The sequence below is a fragment of the Bacillus sp. FDAARGOS_1420 genome, from assembly GCF_019344915.1.
GTDB classification, from domain to species: domain Bacteria; phylum Bacillota; class Bacilli; order Bacillales; family Bacillaceae_G; genus Bacillus_A; species Bacillus_A mycoides.
This window is the reverse complement of record NZ_JAHWJB010000001.1, coordinates 1,500,100-1,522,485: the sequence shown is the minus strand read 5'-3', so window position 1 is coordinate 1,522,485 and position 22,386 is coordinate 1,500,100. Positions and strand designations below refer to the sequence as shown.

The 22,386-nt window shown below is 35.8% G+C and carries 26 protein-coding genes and 3 pseudogenes; 12 read left to right on the top strand and 17 right to left on the bottom strand.

The annotated features are described in order from the left end of the window. Positions 1 to 202 precede the first annotated feature (202 nt). Both I6L50_RS07990 and I6L50_RS07985 read right to left on the bottom strand, forming a co-directional pair. A complete protein-coding gene (locus I6L50_RS07990) occupies positions 203 to 976 on the bottom strand; it encodes a DUF2628 domain-containing protein (RefSeq protein WP_219301057.1) in 774 nt (257 codons plus the stop codon). A 354-nt stretch (positions 977 to 1,330) separates the two neighbouring features. Continuing rightward, positions 1,331 to 1,705, bottom strand: a complete 375-nt coding sequence (locus I6L50_RS07985) for a hypothetical protein (protein WP_219301056.1) — start codon at positions 1,703 to 1,705, stop codon at positions 1,331 to 1,333. An 88-nt stretch (positions 1,706 to 1,793) separates the two neighbouring features. On the opposite strand from I6L50_RS07985, the gene I6L50_RS07980 reads away from it, so the two are divergent. After that, on the top strand, positions 1,794 to 2,270 hold the full coding sequence (locus I6L50_RS07980; RefSeq protein WP_219301055.1) for an SMI1/KNR4 family protein: 477 nt from the start codon (positions 1,794 to 1,796) through the stop codon (positions 2,268 to 2,270). Between the two features lie 194 nt (positions 2,271 to 2,464). Next, a pseudogene (locus I6L50_RS07975) lies at positions 2,465 to 2,821 on the top strand (DUF4304 domain-containing protein); the annotation flags it as partial. A gap of 2 nt (positions 2,822 to 2,823) precedes the next feature. On the opposite strand, the gene I6L50_RS07970 reads toward I6L50_RS07975, so the two are convergent. The 5 genes from I6L50_RS07970 to I6L50_RS07950 all read right to left on the bottom strand — a co-directional run bounded on the left by I6L50_RS07970 (position 2,824) and on the right by I6L50_RS07950 (position 6,350). Beyond that, the gene (locus I6L50_RS07970; protein ID WP_219301054.1) at positions 2,824 to 3,627 is read right to left on the bottom strand and encodes a leucine-rich repeat domain-containing protein; all 804 of its coding nucleotides are present in this window, start codon (positions 3,625 to 3,627) and stop codon (positions 2,824 to 2,826) included. A gap of 11 nt (positions 3,628 to 3,638) precedes the next feature. Then, entirely contained in the window at positions 3,639 to 4,307 is a 669-nt protein-coding gene (locus I6L50_RS07965) for a hypothetical protein (RefSeq protein ID WP_219301053.1), read from the bottom strand. A 113-nt stretch (positions 4,308 to 4,420) separates the two neighbouring features. Further along, positions 4,421 to 5,098, bottom strand: a complete 678-nt coding sequence (locus I6L50_RS07960; protein WP_219301052.1) for a CPBP family intramembrane glutamic endopeptidase — start codon at positions 5,096 to 5,098, stop codon at positions 4,421 to 4,423. 96 nt (positions 5,099 to 5,194) lie between these two features. After that, positions 5,195 to 6,004: a nucleotidyltransferase domain-containing protein gene (locus I6L50_RS07955; protein WP_257475373.1), complete on the bottom strand. Its 810-nt coding sequence runs from the start codon at positions 6,002 to 6,004 to the stop codon at positions 5,195 to 5,197. A gap of 37 nt (positions 6,005 to 6,041) precedes the next feature. Further along, positions 6,042 to 6,350 (bottom strand): YuzD family protein, encoded by a 309-nt coding sequence (locus I6L50_RS07950; protein WP_002068102.1) that lies wholly within the window; start codon positions 6,348 to 6,350, stop codon positions 6,042 to 6,044. Positions 6,351 to 6,556: 206 nt separating this feature from the next. On the opposite strand from I6L50_RS07950, the gene I6L50_RS07945 reads away from it, so the two are divergent. Together I6L50_RS07945 and I6L50_RS07940 are read left to right on the top strand one after the other, a co-directional pair. Next, positions 6,557 to 6,793, top strand: a complete 237-nt coding sequence (locus I6L50_RS07945; RefSeq protein WP_000431159.1) for a NifU family protein — start codon at positions 6,557 to 6,559, stop codon at positions 6,791 to 6,793. Between the two features lie 313 nt (positions 6,794 to 7,106). Beyond that, complete coding sequence (locus tag I6L50_RS07940) at positions 7,107 to 7,322, top strand: carbonic anhydrase (RefSeq protein WP_219301050.1); 216 nt, start codon at positions 7,107 to 7,109, stop codon at positions 7,320 to 7,322. A 59-nt stretch (positions 7,323 to 7,381) separates the two neighbouring features. Here I6L50_RS07940 and yutH read toward each other — a convergent pair whose 3' ends face one another. Beyond that, positions 7,382 to 8,383 carry a spore coat putative kinase YutH gene (yutH, locus tag I6L50_RS07935; RefSeq protein WP_061690089.1) on the bottom strand — a complete coding sequence of 334 codons (1,002 nt, stop codon included), beginning with the start codon at positions 8,381 to 8,383 and terminating at the stop codon, positions 7,382 to 7,384. Between the two features lie 120 nt (positions 8,384 to 8,503). Between yutH and I6L50_RS07930 the strand changes: the two genes are divergently transcribed. Then, on the top strand, positions 8,504 to 8,995 hold the full coding sequence (locus tag I6L50_RS07930; RefSeq protein WP_002015902.1) for a phosphatidylglycerophosphatase A family protein: 492 nt from the start codon (positions 8,504 to 8,506) through the stop codon (positions 8,993 to 8,995). A gap of 19 nt (positions 8,996 to 9,014) precedes the next feature. Here the strand turns inward: I6L50_RS07930 and I6L50_RS07925 are convergent, their stop codons facing one another. The 3 genes from I6L50_RS07925 to I6L50_RS07915 all read right to left on the bottom strand — a co-directional run bounded on the left by I6L50_RS07925 (position 9,015) and on the right by I6L50_RS07915 (position 13,360). Then, positions 9,015 to 9,494 carry a GNAT family N-acetyltransferase gene (locus tag I6L50_RS07925; RefSeq protein ID WP_002015903.1) on the bottom strand — a complete coding sequence of 160 codons (480 nt, stop codon included), beginning with the start codon at positions 9,492 to 9,494 and terminating at the stop codon, positions 9,015 to 9,017. A 520-nt stretch (positions 9,495 to 10,014) separates the two neighbouring features. After that, complete coding sequence (locus I6L50_RS07920; protein WP_219301049.1) at positions 10,015 to 12,588, bottom strand: FtsX-like permease family protein; 2,574 nt, start codon at positions 12,586 to 12,588, stop codon at positions 10,015 to 10,017. After that, the gene (locus I6L50_RS07915) at positions 12,572 to 13,360 is read right to left on the bottom strand and encodes an ABC transporter ATP-binding protein (RefSeq protein ID WP_219301048.1); all 789 of its coding nucleotides are present in this window, start codon (positions 13,358 to 13,360) and stop codon (positions 12,572 to 12,574) included. The genes I6L50_RS07920 and I6L50_RS07915 overlap by 17 nt, the downstream gene beginning before the upstream one ends. Before the next feature lie 243 nt (positions 13,361 to 13,603). Here I6L50_RS07915 and I6L50_RS07910 point away from each other — a divergent pair, with 243 nt between their 5' ends. After that, entirely contained in the window at positions 13,604 to 14,185 is a 582-nt protein-coding gene (locus I6L50_RS07910) for an NAD(P)H-dependent oxidoreductase (protein WP_219301047.1), read from the top strand. A gap of 32 nt (positions 14,186 to 14,217) precedes the next feature. On the opposite strand, the pseudogene I6L50_RS07905 reads toward I6L50_RS07910, so the two are convergent. The 4 genes and pseudogenes from I6L50_RS07905 to I6L50_RS07890 all read right to left on the bottom strand — a co-directional run bounded on the left by I6L50_RS07905 (position 14,218) and on the right by I6L50_RS07890 (position 16,887). Next, positions 14,218 to 14,747: pseudogene (locus tag I6L50_RS07905) on the bottom strand (iron ABC transporter substrate-binding protein). Positions 14,748 to 14,863: 116 nt separating this feature from the next. Further along, the gene (locus I6L50_RS07900; protein ID WP_219301046.1) at positions 14,864 to 15,628 is read right to left on the bottom strand and encodes a TIGR01457 family HAD-type hydrolase; all 765 of its coding nucleotides are present in this window, start codon (positions 15,626 to 15,628) and stop codon (positions 14,864 to 14,866) included. A gap of 107 nt (positions 15,629 to 15,735) precedes the next feature. Further along, positions 15,736 to 16,368 carry a helix-turn-helix transcriptional regulator gene (locus I6L50_RS07895; protein ID WP_002139296.1) on the bottom strand — a complete coding sequence of 211 codons (633 nt, stop codon included), beginning with the start codon at positions 16,366 to 16,368 and terminating at the stop codon, positions 15,736 to 15,738. A gap of 78 nt (positions 16,369 to 16,446) precedes the next feature. Beyond that, positions 16,447 to 16,887 carry a DUF86 domain-containing protein gene (locus tag I6L50_RS07890; protein ID WP_002015910.1) on the bottom strand — a complete coding sequence of 147 codons (441 nt, stop codon included), beginning with the start codon at positions 16,885 to 16,887 and terminating at the stop codon, positions 16,447 to 16,449. A 147-nt stretch (positions 16,888 to 17,034) separates the two neighbouring features. Here I6L50_RS07890 and glpX point away from each other — a divergent pair, with 147 nt between their 5' ends. From glpX to I6L50_RS07870, 4 genes and pseudogenes are all read left to right on the top strand, one after another. Further along, on the top strand, positions 17,035 to 18,006 hold the full coding sequence (gene glpX / locus I6L50_RS07885; protein ID WP_002068074.1) for a class II fructose-bisphosphatase: 972 nt from the start codon (positions 17,035 to 17,037) through the stop codon (positions 18,004 to 18,006). 16 nt (positions 18,007 to 18,022) lie between these two features. Further along, positions 18,023 to 18,289, top strand: coding sequence for a DUF3055 domain-containing protein (locus tag I6L50_RS07880; RefSeq protein WP_002034592.1), 267 nt, complete (start codon positions 18,023 to 18,025; stop codon positions 18,287 to 18,289). A 373-nt stretch (positions 18,290 to 18,662) separates the two neighbouring features. Beyond that, complete coding sequence (locus I6L50_RS07875; RefSeq protein WP_219301045.1) at positions 18,663 to 19,160, top strand: S4 domain-containing protein; 498 nt, start codon at positions 18,663 to 18,665, stop codon at positions 19,158 to 19,160. A gap of 11 nt (positions 19,161 to 19,171) precedes the next feature. Continuing rightward, a pseudogene (locus tag I6L50_RS07870) lies at positions 19,172 to 19,692 on the top strand (GNAT family N-acetyltransferase). Positions 19,693 to 19,702: 10 nt separating this feature from the next. On the opposite strand, the gene I6L50_RS07865 reads toward I6L50_RS07870, so the two are convergent. After that, the gene (locus I6L50_RS07865; RefSeq protein ID WP_002015914.1) at positions 19,703 to 20,005 is read right to left on the bottom strand and encodes a YutD family protein; all 303 of its coding nucleotides are present in this window, start codon (positions 20,003 to 20,005) and stop codon (positions 19,703 to 19,705) included. A 118-nt stretch (positions 20,006 to 20,123) separates the two neighbouring features. Between I6L50_RS07865 and I6L50_RS07860 the strand changes: the two genes are divergently transcribed. Continuing rightward, positions 20,124 to 20,702, top strand: coding sequence for a YhcN/YlaJ family sporulation lipoprotein (locus tag I6L50_RS07860; RefSeq protein ID WP_002015915.1), 579 nt, complete (start codon positions 20,124 to 20,126; stop codon positions 20,700 to 20,702). 28 nt (positions 20,703 to 20,730) lie between these two features. Here the strand turns inward: I6L50_RS07860 and I6L50_RS07855 are convergent, their stop codons facing one another. Continuing rightward, positions 20,731 to 21,462, bottom strand: a complete 732-nt coding sequence (locus tag I6L50_RS07855) for a MerR family transcriptional regulator (RefSeq protein WP_219301044.1) — start codon at positions 21,460 to 21,462, stop codon at positions 20,731 to 20,733. Positions 21,463 to 21,561: 99 nt separating this feature from the next. Here I6L50_RS07855 and I6L50_RS07850 point away from each other — a divergent pair, with 99 nt between their 5' ends. Next, positions 21,562 to 22,377, top strand: a complete 816-nt coding sequence (locus tag I6L50_RS07850; protein WP_098634937.1) for a YhfC family intramembrane metalloprotease — start codon at positions 21,562 to 21,564, stop codon at positions 22,375 to 22,377. Positions 22,378 to 22,386 lie beyond the last annotated feature (9 nt).

The window sequence follows — 22,386 nt, the reverse complement described above, 5'->3', positions numbered from 1 at the left end:
CATTTCTTTATAGTGCCATAGTCTTACGTTATTGACAAGCCTACCTGGAATTCTCATTTTTTATTGTATTTTACAAAATTTCAATTAGTATGGCGTTTGTTTACTAATGTTTTTCTCTTCTTGTTACATATCCTTTCTCATAAATAAAAAGAAGAATCTTCATTAGACTCTTCTTTTTGCGATACATCATTATCTATTTATATTAATACCAGGCATTTTCTTCAATATAAAATTGATACTCTTCTGCTTCTTCTTCATTTAACTTTTTATCGTTTAAATAAATTTCTTTCCATTCAAATCTCTGTTTATCTAAATACACAGCGAACTTAACCTTTACATCCTTTTTTTCCTCATAATCATAACCAGTAAATTCTACTATATCAAAACGTCCTTCTTTTTTTACATACGTCCATTTTGGATCATCAGTAAAAACTTCCAATGTAATCCCTTCATCACTTAAACGAACTACATCTTTTATATTCGGTTCCGTCGGTAAATACGATAATCCGTAACCAGCTGCACCAAATACTACAAATAATAACGCATTTAATCCAAGCATAATCCCAACATGAGTGCCACCCTTTGTTTGGAAGTAATAATTGTGTTGTGCATCAGATAACTCTTTTGCCTTATGTAAAACACGAACTGTATGCTTGTAATATAAACGATTCCCTTGCCATCCAGTAAATAGCATAGTTCCGAAATAAACAATAAAATCGATCCACATCGGGATATCTATAAAAACAGAGGTAATTAAAGTAGGAACTCCTACTAATGCAATAATAATAAATAATTTATACATCTTGCGATAAGCTAACCACAATAATGGGAAGAAAAAGGCTATCCAGTTCCAACTATTTCCCTTCTCGGGATCTTTTGCTTTCCCCCACTTAAAGTTGTAATATGCAGTATTATTTCTCACAACTTTATGTAACTCTTTAGGAGCTATCGCTTCTTGTAAAACAGTGTCCTTCACGTACATCATCCTTCTCTTATTTCTATATAATTTTTATTGTAAAGAAATAAAACAAAGGAATCTAACAAAAAGTAGTTATATTCCATAAAAATGAACAAAAATCGAATACATTCCGACAATTATCCATTCTATATTCCATTTTACTATTAAATATATTAGAATACTCATATATAAGACATTTAATACACTATGTTAAACATTTCGTGTATTCGCAAAAAAAGATGTATCAAAATCATTTTGACACACCCTTCTCCTATTAAACTACTATTGTAATATGACCAAACCTAAAATCTCGACTTAAGAGACTTCACAAATTAGCTTTCTACTATTTCAAACATATTTCCACTTACACAACTATCCCACATTCCCCTTCACTTTCTCAATAACATCTTCTATACGCTTAGCTATACATTCCGGCTCCCAATCTCCCTCACCGTGCATTGCCGTATAAACTGGACAATTCTCATCATTACTATCTACAAAGATTGGGTCCCCAAGATATGAATCTATTCCAATTACAATCCATCCTTCTTTCCAATCTCCTTCTTCATTCCCGATTAAACTTTGACCTTCATCATCAACGCTATAACCAAGTTGTCCTTCTTCTATTTCTTCACTATTAAATAGTTCTATTGTCATTGGTTCAAATTCATACTCTAACTCAATTTCATTATCCTCAGCACGATCTACATATGCTAACAGTTGTTTAATTTTATTGTGGTTAATCATGATATCTTCCCTCTCTATTGCGCAATATTTTAATTAACTATAATATACAAAATAAAGTTTATAAAACTATTATTTGAGGTGACCAAATATGAAGACTACACTTTGGACAGAAGATGACTATTTAAAATTAGCACCTATTAACGACGAACTAATAAAAAAAGCAGAAGAAGTACTAAACGTAAAGCTCCCAGAATCGTACATAAATCTTCTAAAAGAACAAAACGGAGGAACTCTTCGATTAGATGCTCATCCTACTTCAGAGCCAAATTCTTGGGCAGACGATCACGTTAATGTTTCTGGATTATATGGCATTTCTTTTGATGAAAATGAGTCTAGTATTTTAGAGAGCCATTATTTAATTCAGGAATGGGACATGCCTGAGAATATCGTGCTTTTATCTGGTGACGGACATACGTGGATTGCACTAGACTATCGAAACGTAGCTGAAAATCCTCCAGTTATATTTATCGATAATGAGTTTGAGGAAATTATTGAATTAGCACCTAATTTTGAAAGCTTCTTACAAAACTTAACTACATACAATTATGATGAAGATGAAGAGTAAACCTATCTCTAAAGGAGTGCGCAATGGTGTAAGATTTCATTATAAAGTGAAACTTTAATCAGTGGGGGTTTTGTTCATCCCCCACTGATTATCAGCCCGAACCAATCGGACTTTTACGGGCAGCCCGACTCCCATCTAACTTCTTTGCTCCAGCCAGATTTTGAAGTGAGAGTCTTACTGCCCGTTAATGCGGGATAAACATCAAAAAGAACAGTCTATTGCATAATGTTTCACATGAAACTATCCATATTCCGGATTATCTTTCTAGCATTTTCGACTGGTTTCAAACATGGGCTTCATATGAAAATTTAATACAAACAACTATCCATTCCATGACTCCTGTACTAGCTGTCGTTCCAATATTACAAGAAAAAGCATTTTTGCTTCTTACCTGTTTCTCTTTCTACAAATTAAAACAGTACGAACAAGCTAATCGCTACTTACAGCAATATTTGCATTGTGCTGTACATCTTAATACCGAGGAAAAAGAGCAAGTATTCTTTCTTGAAGTTGATATGTATATGAAAAAACTAGTAGAAAACGCAATGTAACTTCACATTTTGCTTTCTACTAGTGCTTTATATTCCTCTTGTAACTTTTTAAATTGTTCTTCATACTTTTGCATCTTCACCGCATCCGTTTTCGAATTAAGGAATGGCCTTCTTCTCCCAGTCACCATTATATTTCCCCCATCTATTGCATCATTCATATATACGTAAGGTTTAAAAAACTTACATTTCGTATATGGCAATGCTACAGATAATTTTGCATACTCTTCCACCTTAAATTGATTAGATAAACTTAACTCTCGTAAATTTTTCAATTGGATTAAAGGTTCTAACGAATCATCTTTAACCTTTAAGTTCATAAGAGTAAGTTTTTTTAAATGCTGTAATGCAACGAGTGGTTGTAAAGTTTGTACTTTCATTGCTGTATTTATCCCACCGCCCATGTAAAAGGTATTGAGTTGCGGACACTTACTTAAAGCACTTAAATCTTCTAGCTTAGAAAAATCATCAATTAATAAGGATTTGAGTTTTTTATTATACGCGATATCCCATAACGTCTTCGCTTTTGTATTCCAGCACATATACAACTGTTGTAAATCTGATAACTTCTGAAGGCTACTTAAATCCTCGACCCTCATTTCGTAAACGTACAATATATTTGGACGAGCGTACGTAAGAATATGCTCAAATTGCTTTTGATTTACTGCGAAAACCCATAACTTCTTAACTTGTAAAGATGCTAATCGTTCTATATTTTTTGTTTTCCCCTCAATCGCTAATTCTTCTAAACTAGCAGTAACATTTTCCAAGTCCTTTATAATCCTCGGCTGCTCACCAATCGGAAACATTTTATCCTCTCCTACAATTCCCAAGTAATATTCATCTCTTCAAATGAATCCTTACATACTTCCAATCCTTCTTCATCATCCGTTCCAATCATCGCTACCTCTTCTTTAGACAACTTAATTTCCTTGTTTGGATTTTGAATTTTTCTCTCATACACTACTTGTAAAAGCTCTAGTTGTTCCTCTGTCAGTTCATACTCTTCTTCCAATCTTTCCATTGCTGATTCCGTATCAAGTAATGGAATTTCTAATAAAAATCCACCGTGCTCTTCCATCTCTTCAAATGAATCGATTGAATACGCACCGTTATCATCAATCCAAAATGCTGTCGTAATGAAAGGAACTGTTTCCCCCTCTACCTCTTCTAATACGTATTGGAGTGCTTCCTCTTTAGCAATTTCTAGCACTTCTGAAGGTGCCCCTTCGAAATAATTTGCTGCATCAATCCACTCATCAATTCTCTCACTATTCACATCTTGAATACATACGATCGTGTAATTCGGATGGAAAGTAATTGTCCCTTGTCCACCTTGACTATATTGCATACTATAGTTAAATTCATCCCATGAACTTTCATGTGAGAAATCAGGAGCATGTGCTACAAAAATTGCATCTGCAATCGACTTTAAGATGCAACCTCTCCATAATTGTTCTTTGTCTATATGTAATTTATATTTACTCATCGTCTTCCCCCATACACATATTTTTTCTATTATCTTTCCTCTACATAATACTTGTAAAACCTTTTCTACCTACTGCAAAATAGGAAAGACGCCCTTTTCAAAAAGGCGTCTTTTTACATTTGAAAATTTACTAATATAAAAAATGAATTATTTAATAAATGAATTCCCCATGGAACGAGTAAATTATTTGTTTTCTTATATGTGTAGGCTAAACATACACCTATACCAAAAATATATAACATACTACCTAAAGTAAGGGGATGACCTAAAGTAAATATAAAAGCACTTATAACAATACTAGTAAGTGTAGAGAAGCGCTGAGATAATTTCGTGAAAAATATCCCCCGAAATAAAAGTTCTTCCCAAATCGGTGCAAAAATGGTGAGTACAACTACGTATAAAATGATTTCACTTATAGTAGGCTCTATTACTATATTTGACTCATCCACACTAAGCCCATGTGGTAAAACTAAATTTAATACCGCGAGATATATAAGCAGTATGATCATCGTCATTACTATTGTTACATAATGTTTAAAATTATTGAACTGTAGTGATTTTACTAGCTGTGAACAATACTTTCTTGCTGGTGCATACATTACAATAATCGCACAAAACGTGAAGGGTGGAATAAGATGGTCTACATACCATGGATATAATGAGGAGTCATATAAAAAGTTCAAAAAACCCATTCCATGCATTACCCCAAAAGTAATTATTATAATGCTAATTACTTCGAGCATACTCATTTGTATATTCTTCTCTTCATATGTAGCTAATTCTGTGTTCATCCTATCCCCTCCAGTATAATTAAACCTTTTAAACCATTATATACCAATTTTAACACAAAAACAGACGATACAATTTACTGTATCGTCTGTTTTTCCCTACCATTTCTCTCTACATGTTTCAATTAGATGCAGCAAATACCTCTTCGTCATATCAGCCCTCCTCCAAATAGAGAGCTTGCGCTTTCCCTTTGGATTATTTCGCATTCGCTCTACCTCTTTTAATAAAGGCTCCCATTCTTTCGCTGAACGTTCTAATAAGTATTGTAATCCTCTATCTTTTGAAACAATTGTTTTATGATCTAACGTATATAAAATACGTCCCATCGTAACGACAGCTGATTCTACCCATTCTTCTATGAAAAATAAATAAGGACGCTTCGCTTTTTCAAGCCAGTAATGTTCTACGTTGTATTTCATTGTATTTACTACATCGTCCCACTTTATTTGAAACGAAAGATCTTCAGCTTCTTTCCCGGTAACTGTAATACCTTGATTTTTTAACGTCCACCATGTGACCGCATTAATATCCCAATGACCTATATTCACTTTACCATCTGCACAATACACGTACTCATTCATTTCATCATTGTATTTCCCTAAATCAGCAAGCGGAATATACATACCATCCATTCTTTTACCTAACGTACTCTCACTAAGTTTCTTATGAAGTTCTACAAGTTGCTGTTTTTCAGCTTCATTCACAGAATCACTTATTACTGTAATAAAATCAACATCGCTCGTTTCTGCATGAAATGCACCGAGTGCAATGGAGCCGTAAATATATACCCCGACTATTTTTTCATCCGAAAAAATCCCTTTTAATTCTACTATGTACTGCTCCATTAATTGCTTTACTTCTTCTGGTAGAGCCTGCTTTATTCCATTCTCCACATCTATCCCTCCAATAAAAAAAGCCTTCGCAAATTCGCAAAGGCTTCATGCTTTATAAATATTTCTCGATTTCTTCGTAAACATCCTTCAAACGAGGATTTCCTTCTCCAACAATTTCTCCATTTACAAGAACGACTGGATAAAATAAATCTTCCTCCACTACTCGCTCTGCGAATACTTTTTTATCTTCATCTTCTTGTTCTTCTTGAAAATCAATATACTCAAACTTAAATTTATTTTCTTGTCCTTCATATTTACGACCAATCGCCGCTTGTAACCACTCAAACGTTTCTGTTGAAGATGGCATTCCGACGCAGCTCGCACAAATTACTTTCGTCCCATACACTTGCACATTAACCATTTCTTCTCCCCCACTTCTTGCCCTAACAGTATATTCAGATACCTTAGTACACAAGCACATCATTTTACAAACTTATTCCATACCCCTATACTGAAAAAACACGTTGTACACACGATATAATATTTTGACAATAAAACAAGAAGAGAAAAAATAGATTTTCCCCTCTATCTTGATTATAATAAAACTGATGAAAGGAGTCGATAAAAATGGAAAACCCACATATGCAAGAACAAGTACTAGAGGTATTAGATAAATTACGTCCATTCTTACTTCGCGATGGCGGAGACGTTGAATTAGTAGACATTGAAGAAGGTATCGTAAAATTACGCCTTATGGGTGCATGCGGAAGCTGCCCAAGTTCTACAATCACACTAAAAGCTGGTATCGAACGTGCACTACTTGAAGAAGTACCAGGCGTTATTGAAGTAGAACAAGTATTTTAATTTAAAAGCGGCGGTGGCTCGTTCAAAATGTGAGGAGGATGGAGCTTCTGACATAGAGGCGCTTTTTGCCTCGGCGGAAGAAGCGAAGCCACCGAACATTTTAGCCGCTGGAGCTAGACATTATCTAAAAGCGGAAGCGGCTCGTTCAAAATCCCTTCCTAGAAAGAGACCCAAATGGGTCTCTTTTTTTATTCAAATAACACTTCCCCTTTAACATCATAAAACAAAATTGGAAATCCTTCTCAAAAAGTGCGATAATTAATACTATAGAATCGTTCACACATATACAGAAAAAAACATAGGGGGACGACACATGTCAAGAATGGGGAACACTTTCTTAACAATTCAAGAACTAGAAAAGAAAAAAGAGTATTTATTAGACCTTTCATCCGTTATACCAACATGGAATGCAAGTTATCAATTTTTATTTAAAGAAATCCAGCAAGAATTATTGAGTAAAGTAAATGAAAAAATCGAAAGACATCAATTCATTTTAAATATATGTGCAGATCAACAGGTAGGGGCATAATGTATTACATACAATTGTGATATATAAAAAAGAGACCTCACCCGGTCTCTTTTTTCATTTTAAGATAGCCAATCTAATTTCCTAATGCCTAACTTATCAACAGGTAAACGAAATGACTCGTAAAAATGATTCATAAATTGCTCAGTGCGCTTCACATCATGTAAAATGATTTCTAAACGGGCTCTATATATGCCTTTTTGTTCTTCGTTTCCTGTTTGATAATATCGTTCAATCGTTTCAAAGTAGTGAAGCGGGAACAGAAGCCTTGCGAATAATAAGCGCCAACCAAATGAAGAGAGCGAATAATTACGTTCATAATCTGTAATGAATTGAACTACCGTTTGCTCCCAATCTTTCTTTTTTTCTATCATCATATAGCGAATACATTCTGCTATATCTCTACTTGGGTGATCATATACCCAATCAAAAGGAAGTTTTAAACGCTTCGTTTGCTGCCATAATAAAGGTGTAAATCGTTCTTGGCAAATTGTTGCTGCGTCAGTTATTTGTGGTGTATCGTCCATTTCTGTATCGACAACATATTGAATTGCATTTTCTGCAACTCCTAAGTAATACGGGAAGGATTCAATAAACAATTGATCGAATACGTCTGAAGGATGGTTCATCACTTGCGATTGCCAAAACCTTTCTAATTGGTCGAGCCTTTTTTCCCATAATGCTTTCCATTCACCAATGCGGCTTAATTGCTCAACTTCTTCTGGAAAGAATGCGCCACGTTTATGGAATATAGAAAGCTCACTTCCTAATGATGTAGCATGTCGCTCTAACATACGCATACCTTTTAATAAGCAGTAATTTTTTTCTTCTATCTCACTTACATAGTAGCCGTGTATAGTCGGAACGAAAGTCGAAACAGTTATATCCCCTTGCTGGTTCATATAATCACTGAGCTTTTTCATCTCTACAAGTACTTCTTCCTCCATTTCTCCAATTGGAACAAGTACATAAATTTTGTTGCGAATCCAAAAGCTTTTATAGGGGCCAAGGGGGATTAATTCTTTAATATGCATGTGATAATGCTCATAAATATGCTGAATCATCGCAGTCGCCACCTATGGTTTTTCTTTATATATATGAGCTTGTGCTCGCCTTTCATTCCTATGCACATGATAAAGCAACGAAACGTATACAAATACTAAAAAGAAAAAAAGGTGATAAACATGAAAGACTCAAATCAACTACAAGAAAGAGCATTACAACTATTACAAGAGCGCGGTGTAACAATTGACGATATTGCTGATCTTGTTCATTTTCTTCAAAAGAAATACCATGCAAATTTAGAGATGTCAGAATGTCGCTATAACGTTGAGCGTGTACTATCAAAACGAGAAGTACAAAACGCTCTTATTACAGGCATTGAACTTGATGTCCTTGCTGAAAAAGGAATGTTAAGTCAGCCGTTACAAGATATCGTAAAACGCGATGAAGGACTATATGGAATTGATGAAGTCATCGCACTTTCAATCGTTAACGTGTACGGGTCAATTGGCTTCACGAACTTTGGATATATCGATAAATTAAAACCAGGTATTTTAGAATACTTAAATGATAAATCAACTGGAAAGGTGCATACATTCCTTGATGATATCGTTGGCGGAATCGCTGCCGCTGCTTCAAGCCGTTTAGCACACCGTGCTGAGCATTCAGAGTAACGTATCTAGGCCGTCAGTTTCACACTGACGGCCTTTCATATTCCATAAGCATGAACTCTCTTCCACGGCTCAAAAAAAGAGGTCCTACTTGAAATCCAATGTTTTTATACAGCCTAATCGCTCTCTTATTGAATGTCGCTACACTCAGTCGAAACATTTTCGAATTCAATTCCTCAGTAGCAAATGCTATTCCCGCTTGAAAAAATATTTCCCCCATCCCTTTTCCTGTTAACTCCGGCTTCATTCCAAGCCCAATATCTACTACATCTTCTCCCCTATATAAATTAGCATCTCTTCCCCCTGGCACTTGTGCATTTTCTCCAAAACAAAAATAGCCGATGAATTCTCCATTCTCTCCGCAACAACCGTAATACGTCCCATCTAGCAACTCTTCTATTACTTCAGCATCTCCCGAAAAGCTATATAACGTATAGGGATTTTCATACTTCCACGTATTTATTTCTTTCGCTTCTTCTTCTGTTAACTTATGTATATCCATTCATCTCGCTCCTTACCAAATACTCTACTAATCTATATGTATTTACTCATTCATTTTCCAAACTTGATTCTCCTCTAATCGTAATATGCATAGTTACATACGCACACCCCTTTAAAAAATGCTAAAATTTATTTGAATCGCTGTTGTTACACTTCTTGATTAAGAAAGACTGTTAACCGGAAAATTAACGTCTTATCAAACTCAAGCAATTGGCACGTTTTGTCATCATGAAAGACACTCGAAAGAGTGTCTTTTTTCTATACCTGAGCAGGACCTGCTCATTTACAAAATTAATGCATAAATTAATATAACTCTTAAACCCATTATTCCCTTTCTATACGTTGCAGCGTTCGTTGCGACAGATTCGGATAATAAAAAGCACTCCAGCCAGAGTGCTTTTTACTTTCAAACAAGGAGGTTACATATATGGATAGTACTCTTGTATTTAACTTTGGCATTGGTATTGTTATCATTTTATTCGTCTTCTTTGTACTTTGTATGAGCGGGATATAGTAATCTTTTATGCTGATAACTCCTTTAAAGTATCACTCAATTTAAACTTTCTTAATTGTAATGAAGCAATCATTGCTGCTCCTGCTCCGAGTATAATGCTAGCTAATGCCAATATTAAAACTTGATTATACGGAATGATAATAACCGTTAACTCTAAGCTTGATAACACAATATAACTAAATACAATTCCACCTAAAACCCCAATACAACCAGCTATCGCTCCAAGTAAAGTGCCCTCTAATAAAACAATCCGTCTCATTTGCTTCGGAATAGCTCCTACCGCACGAATCATACTAATTTCAGCACGTCTTTCATGTAAACTTGAGACAATCGCATTCATTAACCCTATACCAGAAATAATAAAAACAATTACAACTAACAAGCGAATTAACATCATCATTTGCGATAATAACTGCTCCTGTTCTTTTAATAAATCATGGCTATTAATAACTTCTACGTTCTCTTTATTATTTGTAATTTGTTTTACTTGCTTCTTAATCTCTTCAAATGATTGATTAGAATTTGTCATAACTTGAATTGCTTCATATCCTTGCACGTGAAACTTATCACGAACCCATTGTTCATTTACGAAAATGTCTAATCCTCTTCCCCTTAATCCTTGCTCAATAATCGAAACGACTTTAATCGTTTGTTTTTCTTTCCCTTTTCCTTGTACTTCAATCGTATCATGCAACTGAATCCCTAATGTTTTAGCAGTTCTCTTCGTAACGACTCCCTCACCATCTTGTAATGGCTTATTTAAATCTTGTCCTGTAATCACTTTCGCTTTTGTTACTTTTTGATAAGCAACAATATCATTCCCCACAACTTCTATCACATCATATTCAAAATCATCTTTCCTCACATTTTCATACCACTCTTGATCCGCTTTTTTAAAATCATAATTTATAAGCTTCGCTGTAAAGTCAGTAACATTTGCTACGCTCTCTTCTATACCATCAATTTTTTTAACCTTCTCCATCCAACTAAATGGTAATACTTCAGTACTTTGCGACTCTATTGGAATTCTTATTACTAAATCAGCTGGTAAATGTTTTTGTAACCCATCTTTCATGCCTTCGTAAATAGAGTTTATATACATCGTTCCAACAAGTGCTAACATAAAACCAAATGCTAGTATAGCAACCGACACAGCTGCCTTATTCCGATAACGAATTACATTCCGGCTACTAATCGTCGTTTCAATTCGTAATATCATTTGAAACGGTTTTGCAATCACTGGTACGATCATACGAATAAAGAACGGAATTGCAAATAACAAACCAACTGCAAATAACAGCGCTCCTATCGCACTTGGATTAAAACCGATATACTGCTCTAATACGTTACCTGCTAGTCCAATAACAGTACCAATGATTAAAATGCTAAGGCTAAAAGCACTCCATCTCTTTTCTTTTTTCTCATTACTAGGAAGACCTGGGCGAAGTGCTTGAACTGGTGCAATCTTTCTAACCATGAAAGCTGGTATAATGGCCCCTATGATAGACATAACAATCCCTAATAAAAAAGTAATGAGTAAAATCTCACCTGAAATCGAGAATGATGCTTTCCCTGCCCCCTCAATATTCACCCATTTGTTAATGAATGATGCTGCAATTGTTTGCGTACCTGCCCCAAGAATAACCCCTGCTAGCGATCCGATTGCTCCGATACATAAAGCCTCTAATAAAACGACTAATATAATTTGATTTGGGTTACTACCGAGCGCACGTAATAATGCCCACTGCTTAAATCGACTTCTAACAGATAAGAAGAAGCTTCCCATTATTAAAAGAGCTACAACAAATAAAGCAATACCACCTAAACTAAAAATTAACGGCTTCATTACATTTAGTCGTTCAAACGCCTTATCTACATAAGTACGTTGGTCCACCTTTATATTTTCAATCTTTTTATGTACATCAAAAGCAATTGCTTTTTTCACATTTACATCTTGTACTTTCACTTGAACGAGATTGAATTGATTTAGTAAATTTAATTCTTTTTGAAGCCAATGGATTGGAAAATAAGCACTATGCCCCATTGACGCCATTAACGGTGGATTTAAAATACCAACAACTTTCACAGCCTTTTCACCATGCTGCGGGAATGGCAGTTTAATCGTATCTCCTACCCGTATATTTTCACGATCTGTATACCCTTTTGTCAGTGCTACTTCAGCACCTTCTTTTGGATATCGTCCTTCTAATATTTTATAAGAATGCATTTCTGGAGAATCTTGCTCAACACCCCAATAAGATGGCTTTCCCGATAACTCTTTATAATTTGGAAAAGGATATGGTATAAGTACTTTTGATATTTTTTCAGCATTTTCTAAGCCATCTATTCCTTTTAAACTTTCATTATTTAAATACATATCATTTTTTATATAACCAAATTGTAAATTATAATCTCCATACCGGCTTACTACTTGTTCCTTCACACTTTTCTCTACTGATTGATTGCCTAGCAATAACATCGTCGCTAACATAACACCTAAAGCTGCACCGAGGGCAATCAACATATTCCGCAACCAATTTTGTTTCATCGATTTTATCGCATACTTAATTACCCATCGCATCACCTTTACCTCCTACTTTAAAGTGATGATTCATAATCTCTTGAATTTGAGTAACTTGTTGCGGGATATTTCGAAATTTCCATCCTTTACTTTCAGCATGCTCATGAATCACTTCACCATCTAATAAAAAAACAACTTTATCAGCATGGGCCGCTACAAACGGATCGTGCGTTACAATGACAGCTGTTTGCCCTAATTCATCACATGCATTGCGAAGTGCCGCGATAATATTTTTGCTGTTTTCTGAATCTAACGCCCCTGTTGGCTCATCTGCTAATATAATAGCCGGCTCATTTGCAAAAGCTCTTGCTATCGCAACCCTTTGCTGTTGCCCACCTGATAACTGTGCTGGTAAATGCTTTTCTTTTCCTTTCAATCCAACGAGCTCTAATAAACGATTTGCTGTCACCGTTGCCTTCTTTTGCGAAACATTATCTAATAGTAAAGGCAACCCTACATTTTCCTCCGCATTAAACACTGGAATTAAATTAAACTGTTGAAAAATAAAACCGATTTTATGCCTTCTAAATAAAGCGAGCTCTTTTTCTTTTAATGTTGAAATCTCTGTACCATCAACTCGAATACTACCTACCGATGGAATATCTAATCCACCTAACAGCTGAAGTAAGGTCGTTTTACCCGATCCACTTGCCCCCATAATACAAACAAAATCCCCTTTTTGAATTTGAACATTAATATCTTTTAAGATCTTTACTTTACTATCCCCAATATCAAATGATTTTTCTAACCTTTCAATTTCAATAATATTCATCCCAATATCCCCTTCTCTCTATTTACCAATCTATATATTCTATTCAAAAATGCAAAATCCCTACTATTTTGTATTTTTTTGTCACATACTAACATTTATATTAACGGGCCGTAAGACTCCCCCCGATTAAGGTTTCACTTTATTTCTCACGTCAGAAAAGTTTACTCTCGCAACGAAAGTAATCATAATAGTTACACGAATACATAAAAACTATTCACATATCCACAATTAGGAGGAAGAACAATGAAACATGTAATCGTTTATGCACACCCGAATACAGCAAGCTTCAACCATGCAATTTTAGAAACTGTAAAAAGTGAATTAGAAGAAAAAGGTCATGAAGTACGCGTTCGTGATTTATACGAATTAAACTTCAATCCAGTATTAGGCGCTTCCGATTTCATCTCATTTTCCCAAGGAAACACACCAGAAGATATTAAAGAAGAACAAGAGCATCTCTCTTGGGCTGATAGCATTACATTTATTTATCCAGTTTGGTGGGCGGGACTTCCTGCTATTTTAAAAGGATACGTTGACCGTGTATTTAGCCACGGCTTCGCTTATGCTTACGGTGAGAATGGTATTGAAAAGTTATTAAGCAATAAAAAAGGATTGTTATTATCTACGATGGGAAATTCGAAAGAAGTATACACAGCGGGCGGTATGTTTGATGCAATGAAAAAAACAACTGATGCTGGTATTTTTGAATTTACAGGCATTGAAACACTGGAGCATACATTCTATACAAGTGTTCCTTCTGTGGATGACAGTGTGCGTAAACAATATCTTGAAGAAGTTAAAGACGTAGTGAATCGTGCGTTTTAATAAAAAAACTCCGGTTATAACAACCGGAGTTTTTATTTCATCATCAATTTCGGAATATATCTTTGAAGAATGCTTTCTAATTCATTCATATCTTCCTGTCTAATAAGTAAATTCACATTATCATTCATTTTTTCTCGCCGCGATGTAAAAATATATTTTCTTTTGGATTTTCCCATGTTGATGTTTTATAGCCTTTTAATTCTTCGTATGAATAAAAGTTCAATCCGTCTATTACACCTTTTTCATATATTTGTACACTTTTAATCAGATGGATAGCTATTAAAGTCATAAAACAACTTACTACAGCATAACTACCTGACTGAACGAGAAACTGTTCAATTGTACCAATATCACCACTTACGTACTGAGCATATGTATACATACATTGTCCGATGAAATACGCCGGTCCAAGTGATGCAATCCAACGCCGTTTCACCCGAGGATATGTTGCAATAAGTTTTCCCGCACTTTTTTTCATTGCATTTATTTTATATATCTTCCATAGAACAAAGAACAAAACACATAATGTAAAAACAAACATAATGCATGACATCCAGTACACTCTTATTCCCTCCCTTTTTATATCAATACATATAAATTCTACATTTTATATAACTACAGTACATATGCAATTATGCATAAAAAAACAGGCAACCTCCTCCGGTTACCTGCATTTCATTACATCTTCTCAATCCACTCCGTCAAGTTGTGCACAACTTGCGTCGGTTGTACTTCATATTCTGTTAACTTGTCCACAGTTGTTACTCCAGTGTGGACAAGAAGGGTATGCATACTAGCATTTATCCCCGCTAAAATATCTGTATCGTAGTTATCCCCAACCATTAAAGCTTCTTCTTTTCCTATGCCAAGCACTTTTAACGCTTGTTCCATAATGATTGATTCTGGTTTACCAATAAAGATTGGGTCCACACCTGTTGATACTGCAACAACTGATGTTAATGAACCGTTACCTGGTAATAATCCGCGCTCAGTTGGAATAGCAATATCCCCATTTGTAGAAATAAATGTTGCGCCGTTACGCACAGCAAGGCAAGCTTTTGCTAATTTTTCATATGTGATATCACGATCTAAACCAACAACAACGAAATCAGGATTTTCATCCACAAGTTCAAAGCCTTTTTCCACAAGTGCAGCGTGTAAGCCCTCTTCACCAATCATATATACAGTTGCATCTTGTTTGCGCTCATAAATAAAGCTCGCTGTAGCCATACTCGTTGTGAATACTTGCTCCGCTTTCGCTGGAATATCGAAACGAACAAGCTTTTCTGCAACTTGTTCTGGTTTACGAGTTGAGTTATTTGTAACGAATAAATATGGAATACCGCGTTCTCCTAATGCTTTTACGAAGTCACTTGCTTCTTCAATTTGTTCTTCACCGCGATACATCGTACCGTCTAAATCAATTAAATAGCCTTTATACATCTGTTTGCCTCTCCTTCTATGCTAACGTTCATATCTATCATACCACTCTTATATTAACCCCTTTTTCAAAAGAAAAAAACGCTTTACCCTAAAGCGTCCCATAACGTTCATTTTTTCTCTTTTATTTGGTACGAACAATTACAATCGCCCACGCACATGTTTGCTAACGTCTTCACATTTGCATCTGCAAATAACCGCTTATACATATCTTTTTCATCTTCACACACTTGCGGGAATCTCTCTGCAATTTCCTTTAACGGACAGTTTTGCTTTTCAAATATGAAAGAATGCTCCCCATCTCGCTTTATTTGAACCATATAACCGTTTCTCTCTTGCATAGCAGCTACTTCTTGAACTTTATACGCTAAATTGCTTTGATTACTTATCCTCTTTTGCAACTGTTCTTCCATTCGTTTCGTTCTCGCTTGCAAGACGTGACGCAGCATTTTTTCATCGCCCATTCGAGCCAAATCTTCTAGCATATCAATAGCAAACTGCTTATATTCTTTCGGGAATGTATCTTCTCCCTTTTGACTTAATCCATACAAATATGTTGGGCGTCCAACATGCTGCCTTACCATCTTTGAATAAATTAGCTCATCATTTTCTAGTTTACTTAAATGTCGACGAATCGCCATCTCTGTAATTTCTAAAGCTTCGGCTAATTCTGCTACAGTATGCTCTCCTTTTATCTTCAGTAATTGTACAATCTCTTCTCTCGTAGTACGTGCTTCCCCCATAGCTCACCCTTCTCCCTTTTCTTTCTCCTATACAATATAAGATCCCCAAAGGAATTCCCGGGGATCTTATAAGCACAATTATTCTGGTACAAATGCAGATACAGGTCCTAATTCCTTTTCTAAATAACTGTGAATATTCGCTGGGTATTTCTCTACCACGGCGATATGTTTTTGAATCGTCTTATATAATTCATCATGATTCATTTGAATATAATCCTGCGTAAGCATTTTTCGAAGAAGAATAATTTCTTTAATATGCGCTCCCTCTTCTCCACTTATAACTCTCTCGTCCATTAAAATATCAATAATATCTTCGTAACTTCCTGGATCGCGCATAATAAATCCATCAATCATCGCATTTCCTACATCTAATATACAATCGATAATAAGATGCGCCATGCGCTCTAATGCGTAAAATTCAAACTCGGTTTCATATGTCTTTTTCTCTTGAAATGTATTTGTTGCTCGTTCTAAACATACTAGCATTTGTTCTATTTTTTTTCTGTCTACGAAGTACATGAATGTCACCTACCTGGAAATTAAAGCATTTACATTTTAATTGTAACGCTTTCTTCTGAAAAAATCGACAATTTTTCGAATTCACCTTTTCCTCGTTATTTGTTATAGTTATATTTGTATGATTTTTGAAATTGGAGGAATGCAACCTTGGAACGTGAACTCGCACTAGAAATTGTCCGTGTAACAGAAGCAGCAGCCTTAGCATCCGCACAGTGGATGGGCCGCGGAAAGAAAAATGAAGCAGATGATGCAGCAACTACAGCTATGCGTGATATGTTCGATTCAGTAAACATGGCAGGTACAGTTGTAATCGGTGAAGGAGAACTTGATGAAGCACCGATGTTGTATATTGGTGAAGAACTAGGAACAGGTAACGGTCCAGAAGTAGATATCGCTGTTGACCCATTAGAAGGTACAAACATCGTTGCGAAAGGCCTTGCAAATGCAATGGCAGTTATCGCAATCGCAGATAAAGGAAACCTTCTTCATGCTCCGGATATGTACATGGAAAAAATCGCGGTTGGTCCAAAAGCAGCTGGTAAAATTAGCTTAGATGATCCAATTGAAAAAACAATTGAAATTGTAGCAGAAGCAAACAATAAAAAAATTCGTGACCTAACGGTTATCATCCAAGAACGTGAACGTCATCAAGATATTATTGACCGTGTTCGTGCAAAAGGTGCACGCGTAAAACTATTTGGTGATGGAGATGTTGGTGCATCAATCGCTACAGCTTTACCTGGAACGGGTATCGACTTATTCGTAGGTGTAGGCGGAGCTCCAGAAGGCGTTATTTCTGCAGCAGCATTAAAATGCCTTGAAGGTGAAATGCAAGCTCGCTTAGTTCCAATGAACGAAGAAGAAGAAGCTCGTTGTCGTGAAATGGGATTAGAAGATCCTCGTCAACTTCTTATGTTAGATGACTTAGTAGCTGGTGATGACGCAATCTTCTCAGCAACAGGTGTATCTGCTGGTGAATTATTAGACGGCGTGAAATTCCTTGGCGGAGATTTAGCTGAAACATATTCTATCGTTATGCGTTACAAAACAAGAACGGTACGATTCATTAAAACGCATCACCATTTAGATCATAAACCACACTTAAACTTAGATATTTAATAAAGGAGCCATGTGTATGGAAGAACGTTTCTTTCTGTACGACGATACAGTCGCTACAAAAACTCGTTTCGTTAGCTTTTTGGGGGAAAATGAGCGTCATGATTTAGCGCTTTTATACTCCGATCGTCATTACGGTAAAACGATAGTCCTTGATATGCAGAGCAACAAATTTGCTATCATCGGTCCTGACGATTTAAACGAGCAAGGCTACTTAGAGCATGCATTTTCGATGTCTGAAGAAAATGCAGAAGAATTACGCTCATTTTTATTTGAACTTATATAATTTATCTGGTGCACCAGCTATGTTAGCTGGTGTTTTTTTACAATTTATATTTTGAATTTTCAATCTTACGTGTTATACTTATGAACAAATCTATTTGGATAGAAAGGACGTTATCTGCGTATGCCAACATTTACTTTGTAATGGACCAGCAATTGGATAGCATTACTCTCAAAAAAGCACCGTGCTTTTTCAAGGGAGTAGTCTGCCCATTCCCATTACAAAGGAACGTAACGCATCTGTAGTATGATGTTTACGGAGGTTCCTCTTGGGGGAACCTCCTTTTATTTTTGTCTCTTTCTTATGTCTTCATACTACAAGACATCCAAATAGCTGTATTACGTTCCCTTGCCACTAATATAAGAGGTGAAGGAAAATGCAGAAAGTACAACTTTCTTGGAGTTTATATGAAAACGAACTAGCAACAATCGAAAAGTATTGTAAAAATTGCAGACGCACTACCCTATTTACTGACACGAACATTCGCAGGCATAACGCAAACGGAAAGAACATATACCGATTTGCTATTTATAAATGTCCGAAAGATCATACGTGGAATCAAAAACTTCATATTTATAAATCATTTACTGATCACGTCGAAACTGTCGATATGACTCAGCAAGAACAAACGGAAACAAGTACTACCATTTCCATTACACAATACAAAGAAAGTGGTATAGCCGAAATAACGATCGTATTAGACATAGTTTTCGGTTCCCACCGGATTGATAAAGTGTTATCCACATATGTTTCAGATTGGAGCCGTGCACTCATTGTGGATAAAATTAAAAATGGGCATATCCAATTGAACGGACAACAAATGAAACCAAACAAAACTCTTTCTGAAGGTGATTACATTTCAATTTGTTTGTAAGGAGGACTCGCATGTTAAAGGTGAAAAAAGGTACGATTGATTTATTGAATGACTTAGATGTAATGTATACAGCATGCAAAGAATTACTCTTACAGAACCAAATTTACCAATGGGATGATTCTTATCCGACGCGAGAACACATTTCCTATCATCTAGAACAGGCCGAATTGTATTGTCTATTCCAAGATCAAGTACTTGTCGGTGCCGTCGTCTTAAACGAAGCACCGTCTCCAGAATACAAACTAATTGACTGGTCAGAAATAGACGGACGCTTTCTTATCGTCCACTCTTTTGTCATCCATCCGCTCGCGCAAGGCAAAGGATATAGTAAAGTACTTTTATCCTTTTGGGAAAGCGAAGCAAGACAGATGGCTACAAAGGAATACGCCTAGATTGCTTTACAGGTAATCCCGTTTCATTAAGCTTATATGAAAAAAATAATTATATTTGTCGAGGTGCTGTTTACTTTGCAAGTAAACAGCCTCCTCATAATTGGTATAATTGCTATGAAAAAATCCTCTTACAATCGTAAGAGGATTTTTTCATTTCTTCACTTTTCGTAATACAAAGTGTGCACAACCGAAGTTACAGTACTCGTATAAATACTCTGATAAAGTACTAATTTTCGTATCATATGTCGAACGTTGATTACTATCATCAAAGAATCCGCGCAATCTAAGTTGCTCATAACCCCAGTCTCCAACGATATAATCATATTTATTTAAAATTTCTGCATAGCGCTCTTTAAGTGCTTCTTCACTAAAACCGTCACGAAAGTTTTTAATTACTTCGTACTGAACATTATTAACGCTCACCGTAGTATGAATCTCTTGCTTTTGCTCCATTATGAACTTCCTCTCTAAGCATTCTTCTTTTTATCGTATCACAAAGCATAACAACCAACAATTTCAAATACAAAAAATTGAAAATTAGTGCATGCTATGGAGAAGGAGGTGCTACATCGTGAAAAAACAAATTATACTCTCTCTTCTCACTCTTTCCTTATTTGCAGGCTGCCAATCAACTAATAAAGCCGAAATGGAGCGTGAAGAAGGAAGTCGTGTTCTTGTTTCCAACAAAAACGACATGTATCATACGGAAAATACAAATACACGGCTCACAAGGGTGGGCTATTCATCTAAACAAAAACATGAAGTATCTAACAAACAAGTAGGCGCCATTAACCGTGAGAAAGTCGCTGAAATGATTACAAGCATGACAGTCAAACTTCCTGACGTCACCAATGCCGCTACACTCGTTACCGACGACGAAGTGTTCGTTGTATACCGTGCAAACACAACGGATCCGAAACTCGTAACAGATCAAGTATATAAAACTGCTTTGTCCATCGTTCCTCGCTATTATAAAGCATATGTATCAACAAACCAAAAGTTGATTTCTCAAATTCAAGGTCTTCAATCTGGTAGCTTAAACGATAAAGAATATGAACAAAGTCTTGATATGTTAAAACGTGAAATGAGCGATAATCCTCATTTGAACAATACGGGGGATCAAACTTTAAATGATATGATTAAAAAATAAAAAGGTGGAGAAAACCTCCACCTTTTTACTATTTCTTACGATTCGCATAAACCTCCATCGCATCACACATGAACTGCGCTAATCCCACGCCAAACTTATCAATATTTTTCGTAAAACGCTCATCAGCAACATACATTTGACCGAGTCCCTTAAAGGCCTCTAATGAATATTCACCGAAGTTTTGCAAGTAATCGTACCATACCCCGATTGCTTCTTGTGCCTCTTTAGAATCAGGTGCTCCATTTCGAAGTGTCGCTAGATTTCTGTAAATATTATTAAACTCCTCCTGTTTCTCTGTAGACATACCCTTCGCTGTTTTATTCGCTTTATCTACAGCCTCATCTCCCCATCGTTCACGTGCTTCTTCTTCGTACGGGTTATGACTAAAATCAAATCCTTCAAATTTCTCTTTATTCGTCATATCAATCTCTCCTTTTGTATGCTGAATTGTTTTATTAATCGTCGCTATCACCTTATCTAACCTGGCACGCTTTTCAAGAAGCATTTTCTTATGAAGCTGTAGTGCTTCTTTGTGGTCAAATGACGGACTCTTGATAATTTCTTTAATCTTCTTCAAAGGGAAGCCTAACTCTTTAAAAAACAAAATTTGCTGCAACGTTTCTAAATTTTCATTGGAATACAGACGATATCCAGACTCTGTCGTCTCATCTGGGGTTAACAACCCAATTTCATCGTAATGATGCAGTGTGCGCACACTAATCCCAACTAAATTAGCTACTTCTTTTACCCTCATTGTCATGCGTATCTCCCCCTTAATACATACGATAAAGTATGACGCAACGTTAGAGTCAATAAGTAAATTCATTTATCTCTAAAAGTTTCATCTCTCCCATATTTCATGCATAATAGATATGTACATATATTAGAAAGCGGTGAAAGTATGGTTTCAAATACTGTAATTGCCAGCATCATATTTCAACTCGTTGTTTCGGTTCTGGTCCCAATTATTGTACTCGTTTATTTCCGTAAAAAATATAATATTAATTGGAAAGTGGTCGGCGTTGGTGTTCTTATCTTTATTGGATTTACCCAAATTCTCGAAACACCGTTCCACCTATTTATGCGTGGTAATCCAGCAATCGCTCCATTTTTAGAAAATCCGTATGTCTTTGCAATTTATGGCGGACTAACTGCTGGTATTTTTGAAGAATTAGGACGCTTCGTTGCCTTCTTCTTCCTACTAAAAAAATATCTAGAATATAAAGATGGCTTCGCTTATGGAATTGGTCATGGCGGGATTGAATCCATTTTAGTTGGCGGATTCTCTGCATTGCAGACACTTATATTCGCTAATGCTATTAACAATGGTAGCTTCACTCAAATGGCAGAAAAACTACCACAATTAAATCTTGTAAAGGATATGTTAATAGAACAACCTGCTTATTTATACTTCCTTGGCAGCTTGGAAAGAATTATGGCTCTTGTATTGCAAATTGCCTTCACAATGCTTGTCGTATACGCGGTAAAACAAAAGAAATACATTTTCCTCGTATACGCTATACTATTCCACGCACTTGTAGACTTTTTCGCAGCACTTTACCAAACAAAAATGATTAACATCTTTGTAGCAGAAGGAATTACTCTTCTCTTCGCGATTGGTGGTTTCATTCTTATTCGTAAAATGAAAGAGAAATTAGTAAGTGTGCCAGAGTAAAAAATAACC

Excerpts from the sequence above, each read along its gene's own strand:
- I6L50_RS07920 (WP_219301049.1), bottom strand. The coding sequence starts at position 12,588 with ATGCGATGGGTAATTAAGTATGCGATAAAATCGATGAAACAAAATTGG.
- I6L50_RS07865 (WP_002015914.1), bottom strand. The coding sequence starts at position 20,005 with ATGGAGCAAAAGCAAGAGATTCATACTACGGTGAGCGTTAATAATGTT.
- I6L50_RS07890 (WP_002015910.1), bottom strand. The coding sequence starts at position 16,887 with ATGTACTTCGTAGACAGAAAAAAAATAGAACAAATGCTAGTATGTTTA.
- I6L50_RS07925 (WP_002015903.1), bottom strand. The coding sequence starts at position 9,494 with ATGGATATACATAAGTTAACAGAAGAAGAAGCGAAAGAAATAAATACG.
- I6L50_RS07950 (WP_002068102.1), bottom strand. The coding sequence starts at position 6,350 with ATGGTTAATGTGCAAGTGTATGGGACGAAAGTAATTTGTGCGAGCTGC.
- I6L50_RS07855 (WP_219301044.1), bottom strand. The coding sequence starts at position 21,462 with ATGACAATGAGGGTAAAAGAAGTAGCTAATTTAGTTGGGATTAGTGTG.
- I6L50_RS07945 (WP_000431159.1), top strand. The coding sequence starts at position 6,557 with ATGGAAAACCCACATATGCAAGAACAAGTACTAGAGGTATTAGATAAA.
- I6L50_RS07895 (WP_002139296.1), bottom strand. The coding sequence starts at position 16,368 with ATGGGGGAAGCACGTACTACGAGAGAAGAGATTGTACAATTACTGAAG.
- I6L50_RS07960 (WP_219301052.1), bottom strand. The coding sequence starts at position 5,098 with ATGAACACAGAATTAGCTACATATGAAGAGAAGAATATACAAATGAGT.
- I6L50_RS07875 (WP_219301045.1), top strand. The coding sequence starts at position 18,663 with ATGCAGAAAGTACAACTTTCTTGGAGTTTATATGAAAACGAACTAGCA.
- I6L50_RS07970 (WP_219301054.1), bottom strand. The coding sequence starts at position 3,627 with ATGTTTCCGATTGGTGAGCAGCCGAGGATTATAAAGGACTTGGAAAAT.
- I6L50_RS07980 (WP_219301055.1), top strand. The coding sequence starts at position 1,794 with ATGAAGACTACACTTTGGACAGAAGATGACTATTTAAAATTAGCACCT.
- I6L50_RS07965 (WP_219301053.1), bottom strand. The coding sequence starts at position 4,307 with ATGAGTAAATATAAATTACATATAGACAAAGAACAATTATGGAGAGGT.
- I6L50_RS07915 (WP_219301048.1), bottom strand. The coding sequence starts at position 13,360 with ATGAATATTATTGAAATTGAAAGGTTAGAAAAATCATTTGATATTGGG.
- I6L50_RS07900 (WP_219301046.1), bottom strand. The coding sequence starts at position 15,628 with ATGTATAAAGGCTATTTAATTGATTTAGACGGTACGATGTATCGCGGT.
- I6L50_RS07930 (WP_002015902.1), top strand. The coding sequence starts at position 8,504 with ATGAAAGACTCAAATCAACTACAAGAAAGAGCATTACAACTATTACAA.
- I6L50_RS07940 (WP_219301050.1), top strand. The coding sequence starts at position 7,107 with ATGTCAAGAATGGGGAACACTTTCTTAACAATTCAAGAACTAGAAAAG.
- I6L50_RS07880 (WP_002034592.1), top strand. The coding sequence starts at position 18,023 with ATGGAAGAACGTTTCTTTCTGTACGACGATACAGTCGCTACAAAAACT.
- I6L50_RS07910 (WP_219301047.1), top strand. The coding sequence starts at position 13,604 with ATGAAACATGTAATCGTTTATGCACACCCGAATACAGCAAGCTTCAAC.
- I6L50_RS07850 (WP_098634937.1), top strand. The coding sequence starts at position 21,562 with ATGCATAATAGATATGTACATATATTAGAAAGCGGTGAAAGTATGGTT.
- yutH (WP_061690089.1), bottom strand. The coding sequence starts at position 8,383 with ATGATTCAGCATATTTATGAGCATTATCACATGCATATTAAAGAATTA.
- I6L50_RS07985 (WP_219301056.1), bottom strand. The coding sequence starts at position 1,705 with ATGATTAACCACAATAAAATTAAACAACTGTTAGCATATGTAGATCGT.